At 55.1% G+C, this 15189-nt stretch carries 13 protein-coding genes; 6 read left to right on the forward strand and 7 right to left on the reverse strand.

All coding sequences use genetic code 11. The features are described from left to right. Positions 1–13: 13 nt before the first annotated feature. Complete coding sequence (locus PSR63_RS22465; protein WP_274327916.1) at positions 14–301, reverse strand: hypothetical protein; 288 nt, start codon at positions 299–301, stop codon at positions 14–16. A 178-nt stretch (positions 302–479) separates the two neighbouring features. On the opposite strand from PSR63_RS22465, the gene PSR63_RS22470 reads away from it, so the two are divergent. Both PSR63_RS22470 and nadE read left to right on the forward strand, forming a co-directional pair. Beyond that, on the forward strand, positions 480–875 hold the full coding sequence (locus tag PSR63_RS22470; RefSeq protein ID WP_274327917.1) for a metallopeptidase family protein: 396 nt from the start codon (positions 480–482) through the stop codon (positions 873–875). A gap of 110 nt (positions 876–985) precedes the next feature. Next, positions 986–2998 (forward strand): NAD(+) synthase, encoded by a 2013-nt coding sequence (gene nadE / locus PSR63_RS22475; protein WP_274327918.1) that lies wholly within the window; start codon positions 986–988, stop codon positions 2996–2998. 6 nt (positions 2999–3004) lie between these two features. Here nadE and PSR63_RS22480 read toward each other — a convergent pair whose 3' ends face one another. The 3 genes from PSR63_RS22480 to PSR63_RS22490 form a co-directional block, all read right to left on the reverse strand. Next, on the reverse strand, positions 3005–5824 hold the full coding sequence (locus tag PSR63_RS22480) for a hypothetical protein (protein WP_274327919.1): 2820 nt from the start codon (positions 5822–5824) through the stop codon (positions 3005–3007). Positions 5825–5906: 82 nt separating this feature from the next. Next, a complete protein-coding gene (locus tag PSR63_RS22485) occupies positions 5907–6422 on the reverse strand; it encodes a peptide chain release factor family protein (RefSeq protein ID WP_274327920.1) in 516 nt (171 codons plus the stop codon). Between the two features lie 7 nt (positions 6423–6429). Further along, positions 6430–7116 carry an SDR family oxidoreductase gene (locus tag PSR63_RS22490; protein ID WP_274327921.1) on the reverse strand — a complete coding sequence of 229 codons (687 nt, stop codon included), beginning with the start codon at positions 7114–7116 and terminating at the stop codon, positions 6430–6432. A gap of 76 nt (positions 7117–7192) precedes the next feature. Here PSR63_RS22490 and PSR63_RS22495 point away from each other — a divergent pair, with 76 nt between their 5' ends. After that, positions 7193–7669, forward strand: a complete 477-nt coding sequence (locus PSR63_RS22495) for a DUF309 domain-containing protein (RefSeq protein ID WP_274327922.1) — start codon at positions 7193–7195, stop codon at positions 7667–7669. Here the strand turns inward: PSR63_RS22495 and PSR63_RS22500 are convergent. From PSR63_RS22500 to PSR63_RS22510, 3 genes are all read right to left on the reverse strand, one after another. After that, positions 7666–8085 (reverse strand): hypothetical protein, encoded by a 420-nt coding sequence (locus PSR63_RS22500; protein WP_274327923.1) that lies wholly within the window; start codon positions 8083–8085, stop codon positions 7666–7668. The genes PSR63_RS22495 and PSR63_RS22500 overlap by 4 nt on opposite strands. Before the next feature lie 160 nt (positions 8086–8245). Continuing rightward, positions 8246–9034 carry a lipoprotein N-acyltransferase Lnb domain-containing protein gene (locus tag PSR63_RS22505; RefSeq protein ID WP_274327924.1) on the reverse strand — a complete coding sequence of 263 codons (789 nt, stop codon included), beginning with the start codon at positions 9032–9034 and terminating at the stop codon, positions 8246–8248. Between the two features lie 177 nt (positions 9035–9211). After that, the gene (locus tag PSR63_RS22510; RefSeq protein WP_274327925.1) at positions 9212–10006 is read right to left on the reverse strand and encodes an HAD-IIB family hydrolase; all 795 of its coding nucleotides are present in this window, start codon (positions 10004–10006) and stop codon (positions 9212–9214) included. Positions 10007–10104: 98 nt separating this feature from the next. On the opposite strand from PSR63_RS22510, the gene PSR63_RS22515 reads away from it, so the two are divergent. From PSR63_RS22515 to PSR63_RS22530, 3 genes are read left to right on the forward strand one after another with little or no spacing between them, the layout of a single operon-like run. Beyond that, on the forward strand, positions 10105–11001 hold the full coding sequence (locus tag PSR63_RS22515) for a PfkB family carbohydrate kinase (protein WP_274327926.1): 897 nt from the start codon (positions 10105–10107) through the stop codon (positions 10999–11001). Positions 11002–11060: 59 nt separating this feature from the next. Further along, positions 11061–13193, forward strand: a complete 2133-nt coding sequence (locus PSR63_RS28170) for an HAD-IIB family hydrolase (protein WP_443111057.1) — start codon at positions 11061–11063, stop codon at positions 13191–13193. Beyond that, on the forward strand, positions 13177–15159 hold the full coding sequence (locus PSR63_RS22530) for an alpha-amylase family glycosyl hydrolase (protein ID WP_274327927.1): 1983 nt from the start codon (positions 13177–13179) through the stop codon (positions 15157–15159). The genes PSR63_RS28170 and PSR63_RS22530 overlap by 17 nt, the downstream gene beginning before the upstream one ends. Positions 15160–15189 lie beyond the last annotated feature (30 nt).

Raw genomic sequence — 15189 nt, forward strand, 5'->3', positions numbered from 1 at the left:
TGGCTGATCTCGACTATTCACTTTCGACATTCTTAGGGGGAATTATCTGGGGAGCCGGCACGTCGGTCGCGAAGGGGGACTGCCCCTTCTCAGGCGTTAACGTCTGAGCAAGCACCATGAAGGCATAGCCGAGCAGGCCAAACATCATATGAATCGCGACCCATAGCATGGCCGCGAAAACAACCAGGGAGACTGCCTTGGCCCAGTCGGCACCCATAAATGCCTGACGTACCGTCAGAGAGGCGACGGCTGCGAGGGTAATCAGCAGAAACAGTTTGGCAATCGAAAAGCGCTGGATCATGCCCTTATTGTCTCCGTGGGGGAATGGTTTGCAAGCGATTTGCCATTACTCCCTTCGTCCTTATTTCGCGAATCTTGCGCTGTAAGCGGCTAAAGTTTTCAGAACTTTTATCGGGGTAGAAATACCTGGCCCCAAGTCGATAATTGAAGGGACAAGCACACCATCGATAGGCAACGCTATGGACGAGCAATCTCGAGAATACTTCGACATTCACCTGGAATCAGTTCTTGCGAACCTGCCAGAGACGATCGCGACGCTGCTAAACAAGGTGCCCATGATTGTCGAAGACTATCCGTCGGATGCTCTGGTGCGGCAATTGGGCCTGCATAGCCGACGTCAACTGTGCGGTCTGTATACGGGGATTCCGCTAACCAGTCGATCAATTGAGGGTCCGCCGGTTCCATCGGACGCAATTCAGATCTTTCGCGAAGGGATTCTGTCGCAAACCCGCTATGTGAACGGGCAGATCTCAGCCGTAGGGCTCCGCGAACAAATTCGGATAACCATTCTGCATGAACTGGGACATCATTTCGGCATGACTGAAGAAGACCTGGATGAACTAGGCTACGGCTAGCGCGAGTGATCCTTTTCCGTGTGTTGGTGTCCCAGTGTTGACCGATAGACCCAATGCATTGCATCGGGTAGTTTGATGGAGGGTAGACCAAACATCGGGGGGCCATCATCGTGCTAAACATCAAAGTCGCAGCCGCAGTTCTCAATCAAACGCCATTGGATTGGGAAGGGAACGCCAGGAACATTCTTCAGGCCCTGGAAAAGGCCAAAGCGGAAGGCGCCTCGGTCGTCTGTCTGCCGGAACTCTGCATTACCGGTTATGGCTGCGAAGACGCATTTCTGTCGGCCGGCATGCGACGTATGGCCTGGGAGAAGTTGCAAGAGCTGGTGCCTGCTACCGAAGGTCTTGTGGCGTGCTTTGGGCTACCGATCTCTTACCGCGGGCTGGTCTTCAACGTCGCGGCAATTGCAGCCAATGGGCGGCTGCTTGGAATGGTGCCCAAGAAGAACTTGGCCGGCGATGGCATCCACTACGAACCTCGCTGGTTTAAACCGTGGCCGACGGGTAAGCGGTCGTTCTACGAAGAAGGGGAGCAGAAGATCCCGCTGGGCGACCTTGCCTTCAATTTCGATGGCGTGATGATGGGCCTGGAAATCTGCGAGGATGCCTGGGTCGCTAGTCGGCCAGGTGGTCGCTTAGCTGAACTAGGTGTCGACCTCATCTTGAATCCGAGTGCCAGCCATTTTGCGTTTGACAAACAAGAGGTGCGGCGACGTTTTGTGTTGGAAGGATCGCGTGCTTTTCACTCGGCCTACGTCTATGCCAACCTGCTGGGGAATGAATCGGGACGAGCGATCTACGACGGAGGCGGGATGGTCGCTTCCTGCGGGCGACTACTTGCCGAAGCGCCTCGCTTTAGCTTTCAAGACGCAGTGGTGACGACGGCGGTTGTCGATATCGACGTGAATCGGATGAACCGTGCTAAGAGCGATGCGTTTGTCTTAAACTTCGACGCGGCCAGAGATCAGGTTGTCGAGTCTGACTTCGCGTTGCCTCACTGCGATCCGGAAGTTCGTCCTGTCACGCTGGATACATGGGAGACTTCTGACTACCTGAAGGAGGAAGAGTTCACCCGGGCGGTCACGCTTGGGCTGTTCGACTACCTTCGCAAGAGCCGCTCGCACGGCTTTGTGGTTTCCCTTTCCGGTGGTGCCGACTCGGCTGCAGTGACGACGCTGTGTGCCTACATGGTTCAATTCGCCTTAAAAGACCTCGGCGTCGAGCGGTTTGTCAAAAAGCTGCATTATATCGGCGGACTCGAAGGCGTTATGGATGCCAGCGAGGTCAATCAAACGCTGCTCACGTGTGTCTACCAGGCCACACGCAACAGCGGTGAGGTCACGTTCAATGCGGCTAAGGAAGTCGCGGAAACGATTGGTGCCAATTTCCACCGGATCGACGTCGACGATCTTGTTCAGCGTTATGTTGAGCTTGGCGAGGAAGTGATCGGGCGGCCGCTCACCTGGGAGCAAGACGACATCGCTCTGCAGAACATTCAAGCACGAACTCGTGCTCCGAGTATCTGGCTGGTAGCCAACCTGAAGAACGCTCTGTTGCTCTCGACAAGTAATCGTTCGGAGGCGGCCGTGGGATATGCGACCATGGATGGCGATACGAGCGGAGGACTCTGTCCCATATCGGGCATCGACAAGGCGTTTCTACGTGAGTGGCTGATCTGGATGGAAGGGGAGGGGCCTGCCGGTGTGGGCTGCCTGTCGGCATTGGAATTGATCAACGTGCAGCAGCCAACCGCCGAGCTTCGTCCGGCGGATCAGAAACAAACCGATGAAGAAGATCTGATGCCGTACACGGTGCTCGATACGATCGAACGCCTGGCAATTCGTGACAAGCAGACGGCGATCGAAGTATTCTCGCAGCTCAGACAACGCTACCCGGTTTACACCTTGCGAGAGCTAGGCGGCTTCATTCAACGCTTCTTCCAGCTCTGGAGCCGCAATCAATGGAAGCGGGAACGGTACGCTCCTGGTTTTCATCTGGATGACGAGAACCTTGATCCGAAGACGTGGTGCCGATTCCCGATTTTATCCGGCGGATTCCGCGTCGAGCTCCAAATCATGTGGGACCATATCAACGAGCTTGAGCCGGAAGAGTCTGAGAGCTGATCAAGTTTAGAACTGCTTCCCGCCCGCGGCTGGCTTGGGTAGTGGCGCTGGCGGCGGAATCGGTTCGGGAAGCTCTTCCGCCTTCGGTGTGATCGAAGGTGGACTCTTCGGCTTTTCTTCGGTTTCCTTCTTCTTCGAACCGCCAAATGCGCCGCCCAGATCGAACAGGTTGAAGCCTGGCAGTTTCAGACCCTGCTGAGGCTTTTCGTTCTGCATGTCGATCTGAGCATGAAACTCGATCAGGTTTTCGTCGACGTTTAGCCTGGCCTCGAGTCCACGGAACCATTCCATCACGTTGGCTTGGAAGTCTTTTCCATCTTGGTTCCAAGCGGTCGATACCCATCGCCCGACACCGGCATCATCCACCTCGTAAATGAACTCCCCGCCAAGCGGGTCGATGAATTCGAGATTCAGGAGTTGATCGGCGAAGGCCTTGGCTTCGTTCTCAGGCAAGCCGAATTGATTGGTGACCTCCTGAAAGAATGCCGCATTGGCAAGGCTTCCCCGCTTGGCAACCGATTGAGCTAACCCATTAGCAAGCGGTGTAATCTGCGCGTTGGAAATGTCTCCGACATGAATGCGTACCTGGGCGGGGTGCGAGTCTTCCACAATCGCGAGGTTGGGCGTGACGTCGGCCAGGATCTCAGGATGAAAAGACAGCGTCGAAAAGCCGTTGTACTCGCGACGCAGAAGACCAAACGGTAGCTGGGAATAGCCGTAGATATCAGGAGCCGCCGCGGGGCCGATGAACGGAATCTGATCGATCAACCCCGGCTTCGGAAACGCCGTCAGATAACCTGGCGTCGCTTGTATCATTCGTAGTGTGTTGAAGAATCCTTGGTTGGCGAATTGCTCCAGTGGGAACGGCAGATCCTGAACGGCAACCGCATAATGCGTGGCACCACCACTAAAGCGTCCATCCAACACTGCTTGGAAGGCGACAACGTCTTGAGGAGTCGTCGCGATATGGGTTGGCAGCGGTGGACCAAGGAAGGAGAGGAACTGGTTGTAATTCGAACGTTGAAACGGTGAAACACGAGCATCGATCGCAATACGTTCCAGGCCTTCGTCATTCAGCTTGAAGCGGTTGATTCCGACGAGGATCGGATTCATCTGCCGCCACTCGGTCATGTGGAATTGGCGCAGTCGATTGAAGTCAGTTGTTTCCTGCGGGGTCATACCGATGATATCCATGTCAGGAATCGGCACAAAATGGCCACGACCACCACGAATCGAATCTCCCAGCGTGTCATTGGAAATAATTGTGTGGCTTCCATCGGAACGCTTGCCAAAGTTGGGAGGCAGGAAGCCGGCGGCGATCAGACCTTCGACCGAGGTGTCGTCATAGCCTTCGTTTGTCGCTGCCGCGGTGGCCATCTGCTGTAGTTCCATCTCGATGACGCTTTGCAGTCGGCGACGAATTTCGACTCGGTATTGTGGCGAGTACAAGCCTCGGAAGAACTGCGACGAGAGATAAACGAAGACCGTATCGTCTCGGCTGACCGGCATCAGCCCGCGGGCATAGCGGAACTCACGCGAATTAGCCAGGCTGGTCGACGTGTTCTCCAGCGTAAGAAATCGCTCGATGATCGCCTTCGAGGTCGTCACCAGGTGGAAGTCGCCGCGAGTGACGTAGAACGACCGGAGCGTATTGTCAGGCGTCGAAAGATACGAGACCTCTCGACCGGCAATCTGAACCGTTTCCAGTGTGGCGCCTTCGCGCTGGTACTTCTTCAGGGCGTCTTGGCGATTCTTATTAATATCGTTGGCCAGCAGCGGGCTCTGCTTAGCATGAAACAGCATGCCCAACGCCGCACCTTCGCGGGTGTACGTATCGCGACCAATCAGGGCCACGTCCTGCACGACCTTATCGCCGAAGATCTCGGCGAGTTCTGATTGCTTCAGGGCTAATTGCCGCTGAACGACCTCATTCAGGTGAAACGCAACTCGGCGATTGGAAATCATCCGCGATAGGTCACCGCCGTTGCGCTCAAGTAGTTTGTTGAGCCACAGGTAATTGTTGAGCGAACCGAATCGAACGTAGAAGCATTCCTCGGGAACATAGTGAGCCATCGGCTCGATCTCGACATCCGCCTTGGGCTGCGGAGTTGCGAGAGGGTCCCATTGAATCGGTCGCACAACCGGCCCCAACTCGCCTTGAGGAGCTAGTTCGTTGTTCATGATCGCCTTGAGCATGGCGTCGTGAACTTTCTCGGTGCCCATCAACAGGCTCAGCGATTGGCTTGGCTCAAGTGCCGAGCGATCCTGGAGCGATCGTTCGCTTAACGGCGGCGGAGCCAGGCGAAGACGATCGGACAACATCATCGAAAGATAGGTCTCCAGCACCGGAGAGTGATCGCTCGAATCGGTTCGTTGGCGGGCGACTTCGTTGTAGGTCCTCCACCACTGATTCGTCATGCTCCGGTGAGGCCCATCGCGATAGGGACGGGGAGTGACTTGAAACTTTTGTGGTGTGGGTGTTTCGACAGTAACTTCCAGAGGCGAATTTCCTCGAAAGAGAAAATAGACCTCAAGCTCTTGCGGCGGTGTGACCGTATCGGCACCCAACAGCGACTGGAGCAGCGGAAGAAAGCGACGCGGTTTGAAGACGGGGTAGAAAATACGTCCATGTGGGTCAGAGATCGAAAACGCCTCGCTATCGACCGGGTCCCCGAAATCGGCCCGCTGAAACGGGACCACCATTCGGGCAACACCCCAGGGCTCGCCGGCGATGGCGGAAACTTGTTGCGCAAAGCTGTTCTGGGTAAGAACAGCCATCAGCAGAAGCGTTCCGCAAATTACGATCCGTCGGTTCAAGCAAGCCATCGAAGGGTTCTCCAAATCTTGAATTTCTCAGTCAGTCCATGGTTTGCCCATTGCACAAACCTGTCAAGAGAAAGTCGCGCGGCTACTTCAGCCGTTTTAGGCCGAGTTGGTCTCGCTCACGGTTTAGCAGCGCGAATGCTGCCGACTCGTTTTTGAGCAGTTTCACCAACTGATTGGTCGAGCAGCCCAGTTGTGTGGCGGCTGCGGAAGCGTCCCAACCTTCGGCCTGTAATACAGTTATGGCCTCTGCCAGCAATGCTGGGAAGTCGTCATGGGTAGGATTGATCGAGACTTTTCCACTACGCAGCCGCGATCGCCAAAGTTCGCTGGGCGTTGTGGACAGATGGATTTCGTCAATCACGTGAATCGCCAGCTTGATTCGTAGGCGAAAGATGGCAACCTGGCGGTTGGCTTCCTGGCTACGGCGTTCGTTCCCTTCGCCAGATTGACCCGTGACGGGATCGTGAACGATGACCGCCGTTTCAACCTTGTTGCGATGCTGCCCTCCAGGGCCGCCACGACGAAGTCGCTTGATTTCGCATCGCTTCAAAAGCTGCTCGACCGGCCAGGCAGCCGGATGATCGATTCCTCTGAGCATGCCGTCGCTACTTTACAATGCTGATCGACTGGCCGTTTTCCTCTGCTCCCAGCGAGAGAATGAACGGTACCGCGTACGAGGCCCAGTCGTCAGGCTTCACCGCGCTGGAGGCCCCGTCGGCGAAGCACTTCTCCAACATCTCGGTGTGGATCATGCCGGGCCCCAGGGGAATCGCAGCCATGCCTTCTGGCAGCTCTTGAGCCAGCGACTTAGTCATTCCTTCCACGGCATATTTCGTGGCGCAGTAAGGTCCGACCTCAGGCGATGTCGAGCGACCCCAGCCGGAACTGAAGTTGATGATCACGCCTTCGCCCCGTTCGACCATCGCGGGCACGAACACTTTGATCACGTGAAAGACGCCCTGGATGTTGATGTCGATCATCTGCGAAAACTCACCCACCGGGACTCGCCAGAGCGGATTGTTTTCATTGATAATGGCCGCGTTGTTGATCAACAAGTCTGGCACACCAAAGAACTCGTGAACAGCCTTGCCCCACTGTTTGACGTCATGCCAGTTGGTCACATCGACCACGTCAAACCGATGAGCGTCTCCGTACTGTTCGTGCAGCAGATCGATCCTATCGGCCGATCGTCCGCAGCCTGCGACCTGGTGACCAGCGGCGATAAATCCATCGACCATGGCACGGCCAAGCCCCTTGGTGACGCCGGTAACGACAATTTTCCGGACGGACATGGTAGATTCCTCAAAGCGGATTCTCTAAACGTCGCACTGTGCGTCATTACAATGGCCCGGAGGAAAAGACGCAACCATGGCAGCTGAAACCGTACGTTACGAACCGGATCTACCGTTTCCCCCGTACGCGTACGTTCCAGGCTTGTTTCCTCGGCCCGAAACGGCTTTTGGAGGAGATACGACCGGGCAATCGTTTCGGTACGGGGTCGATCTATTTAATCACGGTTTTTATTGGGAAGCCCATGAAGCGTGGGAGTCCGCATGGAACGTCTACGCCAGAGCGGGGGAGCCGGCCAAGCTGCTCAAAGGGCTCATTCATTTGACAGCCTGCGGTGTGAAGGCTCGGCAACACTCACTTCATGGAGTGGAAGTTCACGCGGGAAAAGCGATCGTGCTTTTAGAGAATGTCCGGGAAGACCTTGGCATCGCTTCGCTAAGGTCACTTACCGAGCAGGTGAAGAAAGTTCGGGAGACTCCCAGTCGTTTCCTAAGCGAATCTCAGGAGAACGTGGTTATCGTGTTCGACTTCCGTATCGAATTGTCGCGTGGCTAATTCTCGGCGTTCGCCATAGCTTCAATCTTCGGGGTCAGCCCGCGGCGATACTCGCGAGGCAGGTAATCCCGCTCGACAAGTTCCGGATCGTGCTGCGTCCAAGTCTCTCGCATGTTCTTACCAACCACGCTGCGCAGGACGTCGCCGTCTTTCCAGGTGGTGGTATAGGCCCCGTCGCTCCAACGCTTGCGGGGAACTTGCCAAGAGCTCTTCAGCAGACGCCATGCGGTTACATGGAACCGGGCATCGCTTTGCGACCATTCATAGAAGATGACCTGGTCGAAGATCAAGCGGCCTTGAGAATCGTAGTAGTGGTTCACCTCGATCAGGTCGACCTGATCCTGGACCACTGGCTTTGAGGGCGAGGCCCCCAGAATCATCCACAAGGCAGCTACCGAAAAAGTAACACCACTCATATTGGCCTCCCTAACGGTCCATCGTCTAAGGGCATTTTCGTGGCAGAGTAGGGTGTATCTATATTCGAATTTCGGATAGAGCAATGTCGATTGATCAGAAATTATGAATTCCTGGGGAAAACCACAGGAAAAACGAGCGATTGACTGCTAGCGGATGCCCCTATCGGCGGATGTACTGCGAGAAGTTCTCGTCATCGCGATAGCGTTCGGCAAGCTGGTTGATCTTCGACTCGGATCGCAGCTGCTCGAAGGGGACGCTCGTATCCAGGAGACCAAGCGAGTACGCATATTCGTCGCTGTAGCCTGGCAGAAGAATTCGCATGTCGTACGGGACACTCTTGGGAGCGATCTTGTTGACGTGCGAAACAATGTTCGTTGTGCAGTTGTTGGTTACCGTGTTGTAGAACTCAGGATCGGCGGCCAGTTTGTTGGCTCGCTTGATCACGTCGAGAAACAGTTCCTGGGCCTGCTCCGGTTGGGCGACCGTGCGATAAAGATAGACGTCACTCTTGTAGTAATTGGAACTGAGATTGATGACGTCGCGCTCGTCTCCGATCACGTACATCAACTCGTACTGGTTGAAGAATCCCTTCCACGCCGAGTACTCTTCGGTCGCTTCTTTGCGGATTTCTACCGAGGAAACCAGGTACTGGCCGTCTTTCATGCCGAAGCTGAGCATAGTGTGGGCGACGCTGGGCGTATCCTTAAACGGCACCACCACAAAGTCAACGGTTTGAATGTCGCTCAGGCGAATATCTTTGTCGTAGTACTGCACGACGTACTCATCGGCCGTGGCATAACGGCAGTTGCGAACGTTGTGAATCTTGATGTGATCACCGTTCACTTCGCTGATGGGAAGCTTGGCCTGGTCGGGCGCCCAGTTGCGATTGTTGGTAGCAACAATCGCTTTGCAGCCTGTCGAGAAGACGCCCAGGCACAGTATCCCCATAACCATCCAAAGATGGCCTCGCGCAGTTCGACGCTGCTGAATGGGCGAGTTCACCGGGGAATCATTGAGGGGGAATCTTGAGTACGACTTTCGCGTCGCAACTTATAGGTTCCCCGTGCTGGCAATGCAACGCCAATTGATGGCCATGCTAGCGACGGCCAAGCGAACGATTGATGGCTAGATGAGCCCGAAGTGTCGACAACCGGCCAGCACGCCGCTGGTTGCCGTCTTCTCTGCCAGGTAGACGCGATCGACCTGCATGCGGCTTTCGTAATGTTGGTGCACCGTTTCCATTAGTTCGGCTGGTGCGTTTCCAACGACAATCGTGCGGTAGCCAGCGGTCATGGCGGCCAGGTCGTTGCCGGAGTCGCCTGAGAAGACGAGTTCTTTATTGTCCATCCCGGCGTGGTCGGTCCACCACTGCAGCGCATGCGCTTTGGAAACATCGGTCGGCAGAAGATCGATCAAACCATCTCCCGTAAATGGATCGACACTACTGATCATGCTGTACGGCAATCGTCCGTGCGTTAGTCGATCCAGCACTTCATTATGGATCGTATGCAGCTTCTTGGCATCGCAGTAGAAGCTGAGTTTGAACGCTCCTTGCTTCTCTTCTTCTTGAAGCTTGAGCGACTCAAGTGACGCAAACTCTTCTCGCAGTCGTGAAGTGTCCACTTCACCGACAATGCTTTGGAGGTGATCGACATACGATTGCGCAATCTCGAACGAATCGTCCTCGGTCCGCTTGTAGATGGAAGTACCGACATCGCAAATAACCCAATCAGGCATAGGCAACGCGAAGCGTGTAATCGCGTCTTGAACCGATTCCAAGTGCCTGCCGGTGACGAAGGTGAGCGTGACGTCGTTTTCCTTTAAGGCTCTTGCAAGCTGAACCAAATCTTCTTTGTTCTCTGCGTTGTCTTTTAAAGGAATGAACGTGCCGTCCAAGTCGGTAGCGAGTACCTTGCTCACGTGATGAACCCTTGTGCGATTTGAGTTTGTGACCGGAGAATGCTAAAACAATGTTACTCAATTACTAAACGATCCGTCTAACCGATCGATATAGATACGTGACAGATTCGACCGCAAGTCGCTCGCCATTGATTCTTGGGGAAGTGCTTTTCGATCACTTCCCGGATGGCCGCCAGGTTCTCGGCGGCGCTCCTTTTAATGTTGCCTGGAATGTCCATGGCATGGGCTTCAGTCCCTGCATGGTTTCGGCAATCGGTAACGATGACCCCGGGCAGCAGGTCCTTCAGGCAATGCAGAACTGGGGTATGTCGGCCGACCAAATTCAAACGGTCGAAGACAAGCCAACTGGTGCTGTGGAAGTTACTTTGAAGGGAAGTGAGCCGGTCTTCGACATTTTGAAAGATCGGGCCTGGGACTACATCCAGCCCCCGGCGATCGAAGACTATTCCAAGTATTCGTATCTGTATTACGGAAGTCTCGCGTATCGCAGCGAACAAACCGCCGCGACCATTCGCCAGATCATCGATCAAAGCAAGTTACCGCGCTTTGTCGATTTGAATGTCCGACCGCCATGGTTCGATATGTCGTGGGTGAGCGAACTGGTCGATGGAGCGGATTGGCTGAAATTGAACCATGACGAACTCCATCGACTCACTCAGATGCCCTGCGACACACGGGATGACGTTCGAAAAGCAGTTGATAAGTTCCGTACGGCGCACAAAGTCGCCAATTTCTGTATCACATCTGGCTCGAAGGGTGCTTTTCTTGCCATAAGCGATGGCAATGGCATCGAAGTTGCAGTCACACAACCCAATCCTCTCGTCGACACGGTCGGCGCTGGGGATGGATTCGCGTCAGTCCTTCTCGCCGGATTGATATCGGGCCGCCCACTGCGACAGGTTGGCGATGCGGCGTCCCGATTCGCAGGGAAAGTATGCGAGAACCATGGGGCAACTTGCCAAGACAAGTCGTTCTATGAAAACGTCTTCAGTTAAGGAGCGTTGCCGACACCCTAGGCTTTCCCAACACCAACAACCTCAAAGAATTACTCTCCATGAAGATCGCTCTGATAAGCTTACATGGCTTAATCCGCGCTAAAGATGCCGAACTCGGTCGCGACGCGGATACGGGCGGCCAGGTCAAGTATGTCCTGGAATTGGCCGCGGAACTGGCCAAGCAGCCCGGTGTTACTGAAGTTGAACTTCTCACACGGCAAATTATCGACGACCGCGTTTCTGACGATTACGCCCAAGTCGAAGAACCGATTTGCGAGAACGCGAAGATCGTTCGTATCCCGTTCGGTCCGAAACGATACATCCGCAAAGAATCGCTTTGGCCTTATATCGAGTTCTTTGTCGATCAAACGCTCGCTCACTTTCGCCGAGCCGGTTTGCCAGACCTCATTCACGGTCACTATGCCGATGCGGGGCTAGCCGGAGCACAGCTTGCCCGGTTGCTGCACATCCCGTTCGTTTTCACTGGGCACTCGCTCGGTCGCGTCAAGCAGGAACGGTTGGTAGCCAAGGGGAAGTCGCAAGAAGACCTCGAACGCCGCTATAAGCTCGCGCAGCGAATCGAAGCGGAAGAAGTCGCTTTGGAAACGGCTTCGATGGTGGTGGCCAGTACCAACCAGGAAGTCGAACTGCAGTACGAGAAGTACGAGAACTATCAGCCGGATCGGATGGAGGTCATCCCTCCCGGCGTAAATCTTCAATCATTCGCGCCGCCATCCTCAAAAGACGACGAGTACCCGATCGGCCCGCAGATCGAACGTTTTCTGCGAGATCCAAGCAAGCCGCCGCTGATCGCGATGGCACGTCCTGACGAGCGAAAGAACTTGGAAATGCTCGTCCGTGTTTACGGCCAGAGCGAGCGTTTGCAGGAGCTTTCGAACCTGGTACTGATCATGGGCACGCGTGAGAACCTGAAGGATCTCGCTCCGGCTCAACGCCGCATCGTCGAGCAAATCCTGGGGCGAATCGACGATTACGACCTATACGGTTCGGTCTCGTACCCCAAGATGCACACACCTAGCGACGTGCCGGATATCTATCGTTGGTGTACCCAGCGGCGCGGTGTCTTCGTCAACCCGGCGCTCACCGAGCCGTTCGGTTTGACGCTGCTCGAAGCAGCCGCCGCAGGTTTGCCGATTGTTGCGACCAACGATGGTGGGCCAAGAGATATCGTGGCGAATTGTCACAACGGTTTGCTCGTCGATCCACTTGATCCTGAAGCAATCGAGAAGTCGCTGCTGCGGATGCTGACCGAGCCCAAGCAGTGGGATGACTGGTCTGAAAAGGGGATGGCGGGTGCCAAGAAGCACTACTCGTGGGCCAACCATGCCAAGCGGTATTGGCGCGACATCAACGATATTCTCGACCACTCGGCCGAGCCCGTGCTGGCGCGTAATACCAAAGTTCGGCGGATGCCTAACTTCGATCGCCTGGTCATTACCGACCTGGACAACACGCTGACCGGTGACGAAGGGGCGCTTCGCGAATTGCTCGATACGATTCGCGAGCATGACTACATCGGCTTCGGCATCTCGACCGGGCGACGTCTCGACAGTGCGATGGAATTGATCGAAGAGATGAACCTGCCCCGTCCTGACTTGATTTGCGCCGGTGTCGGTACGGAACTTTACTATGGTGAAAACCTCACCGCCGACCGGACTTGGCGCAAGCAGATCGGTCTGCACTGGACACCTGACGCAATACGTGCTCTGTTTGAGGGCGTGGATGGAATCTATGTGCAGAAGGACTTCCAGCAGTCTGAATTTAAAATCAGCTTCGACGTCGACACGAAAGTCGCTCCGAGTATCCCTCAGATCAAACGAATGTTGCGAGAAGCGGGGATTCGTGCCCGCGTGGTTTTCTCGCGAAACATGTATCTAGACATCCTGCCCAATCGTGGGGGACCTGGCGTCGCTGTGCGGCATGTCCTCTATAAATGGGGCTTTTCGCCGGAAAAAGTGCTGGTGGCCGGCGATAGCGGCAACGACGAGGGAATGCTCAAGGGGCGTACGCTTGGAGTGGTTGTAGGGAATTATAGCCCTGAACTCGAGAAGCTACGGGACTGGCCGCGGATCTATTTCGCGGAAGGCCATCATGCACGAGGTATCCTGGAGGGAATTAACTACTATCAGTTTCTAGACAACATCACGATACCCAATGATCGTCACGAGTAGGAATGGACAGCCTGACCACCTGCAGACTGAGGCAGAGATTTCGCTCAAGCGACTTCTGCCGCGTTTGGAGGCATTTTGGTCAGAGGAAGACGTTGCCAGCGGTCTAGCGCGTGAATTCACACAGCGTTTAGTCGCTCAATGGCCGCGGTTGTTTCGCCTGCTCTTCACGCTGTATCACAAGCGATATGACTTCTTCTACCACCTGGAAGAAATCATGTTTACGGCGGCACGCGGTTGGAAGCAACGTAGTCCTGAGCTGCGCGAACAAGACGACCACCGCTCCAACGATCCGACCTGGTTTCAGTCAGAACACATGGTGGGTGGTGCGCTCTATGTCGATCTCTTTTCCGAGAATCTCAGCAAGCTTCGCGAGTGCATTCCGTACTTTAAAGACCTCGGCCTGACCTACGTTCACTTGATGCCGCTGTTTGCGGTTCGTCCTGGCGACAACGACGGTGGCTATGCGATCAGCAACTACCGTAGTGTCGATCCGCGTTTGGGCACGATTGATGATCTGCGTCAACTGGCCGACGAGTTCCGCGAAGCAGGCGTTTGTCTTTGTCTCGACTTTGTCTTCAATCACACGTCAGACGATCACTACTGGGCCCAGCACGCCCAGGCTGGCGATATCGAGTATCAGCAGTATTACTACTGCTTTCCCGACCGGACCGTTCCCGATCAATATGAACGCACCCTGCGAGAGATCTTCCCGACCGTTCGACGTGGCAACTTCACCTGGCATGACGGGATGCAGCGCTGGGTCTGGACGACGTTCAACAGCTTTCAGTGGGACCTGAACTACGGTAACCCGGCGGTCTTTCGGGCAATGCTTGAAGAGATGCTCTTCATTGCCAACACCGGCGTCGACATCCTTCGGCTGGATGCCGTGGCGTTCATTTGGAAGCAAATGGGCACCAATTGCGAGAACCGTCCTGAAGCTCACTTGTTGATTCAGGCCTTCAATTGCCTGGCAGGGATTGCGGCACCAGGGCTGGTCTTTAAGTCCGAAGCCATCGTTCATCCGGACGAAGTGGTGAAGTATATCGGAGTGGAAGAGTGTCAAATCTCCTACAACCCGACGCTCATGGCTTTGTTGTGGGAATCGCTGGCCACGCGTAGCACGCGTCTGCTGAAGAAGTCGTTGAGCCACCGTCATCGATTACCGCATGGAACATCGTGGGTGAACTACCTGCGCTGTCACGACGATATCGGCTGGACCTTCGACGATGAAGACGCGGCTCAGTTGGGCATCAATGGCTACGACCATCGACAATTCTTGAACAACTTTTACACCGGACAATTCCCTGGATCATTTGCCCGCGGCGTTCCGTTTCAGCACAACCCAACTACCGGCGACATGCGGATTTCGGGAACGTTGGCATCACTGGCCGGCCTCGAGCAAGCCATCGAGTTCCACGATCCTAAATTGATCGAAATGTCGGTCCGGCGCATGTGCCTGCTGTATGGCATCACGCTGAGCATCGGGGGCATTCCGCTTCTGTATCTCGGCGAAGAGTGGGGCATGCTCAACGATTACGATTTCGTGCAGGACCCGGCGAAAGCCGGAGACACACGCTGGATCCATCGCCCCAAGATGAAGTGGGAATACCTGCAAAACTTCCATCAGGAAGTCGAGGATCAGAACGGGTCGATTCGCGGAAAGATCTTCCGTTCGATCCAGAGATTGATCTCGCTGAGGAAGAACCTGCCGTCGCTGGCCGGGCAGCAGATGGAGCTGATCCCGGTCGATAATCCCCACGTGCTGGGCTTCGTCAGGCACTTTGAGGGAAATCGTATCTTGATCCTGGCTAATTTCACGGAAGAAGAGCAGCACGTCCCCGCCAACAACGTCCGCACGGGGGGGCTCGGACGCTTCTTCCAGGATCTGATCAGCGAGCAGGAAATTGCGACGCATGAAGATCTCGTGATGCAGCCGTACGGTCTCTTGTGGCTGGAACGAATCTAGGGCCAAAATCTGGGGGATTTGGCTCAGAAT

Source organism: Bremerella sp. P1, from assembly GCF_028748185.1.
Taxonomy (GTDB): domain Bacteria; phylum Planctomycetota; class Planctomycetia; order Pirellulales; family Pirellulaceae; genus Bremerella.

Excerpts from the sequence above, each read along its gene's own strand:
- PSR63_RS22465 (WP_274327916.1), bottom strand. The coding sequence starts at position 301 with ATGATCCAGCGCTTTTCGATTGCCAAACTGTTTCTGCTGATTACCCTC.
- PSR63_RS22470 (WP_274327917.1), top strand. The coding sequence starts at position 480 with ATGGACGAGCAATCTCGAGAATACTTCGACATTCACCTGGAATCAGTT.
- PSR63_RS22480 (WP_274327919.1), bottom strand. The coding sequence starts at position 5,824 with ATGGCTTGCTTGAACCGACGGATCGTAATTTGCGGAACGCTTCTGCTG.
- PSR63_RS22485 (WP_274327920.1), bottom strand. The coding sequence starts at position 6,422 with ATGCTCAGAGGAATCGATCATCCGGCTGCCTGGCCGGTCGAGCAGCTT.
- PSR63_RS22490 (WP_274327921.1), bottom strand. The coding sequence starts at position 7,116 with ATGTCCGTCCGGAAAATTGTCGTTACCGGCGTCACCAAGGGGCTTGGC.
- PSR63_RS22495 (WP_274327922.1), top strand. The coding sequence starts at position 7,193 with ATGGCAGCTGAAACCGTACGTTACGAACCGGATCTACCGTTTCCCCCG.
- PSR63_RS22500 (WP_274327923.1), bottom strand. The coding sequence starts at position 8,085 with ATGAGTGGTGTTACTTTTTCGGTAGCTGCCTTGTGGATGATTCTGGGG.
- PSR63_RS22505 (WP_274327924.1), bottom strand. The coding sequence starts at position 9,034 with ATGGGGATACTGTGCCTGGGCGTCTTCTCGACAGGCTGCAAAGCGATT.
- PSR63_RS28170 (WP_443111057.1), top strand. The coding sequence starts at position 11,061 with ATGAAGATCGCTCTGATAAGCTTACATGGCTTAATCCGCGCTAAAGAT.
- PSR63_RS22530 (WP_274327927.1), top strand. The coding sequence starts at position 13,177 with ATGATCGTCACGAGTAGGAATGGACAGCCTGACCACCTGCAGACTGAG.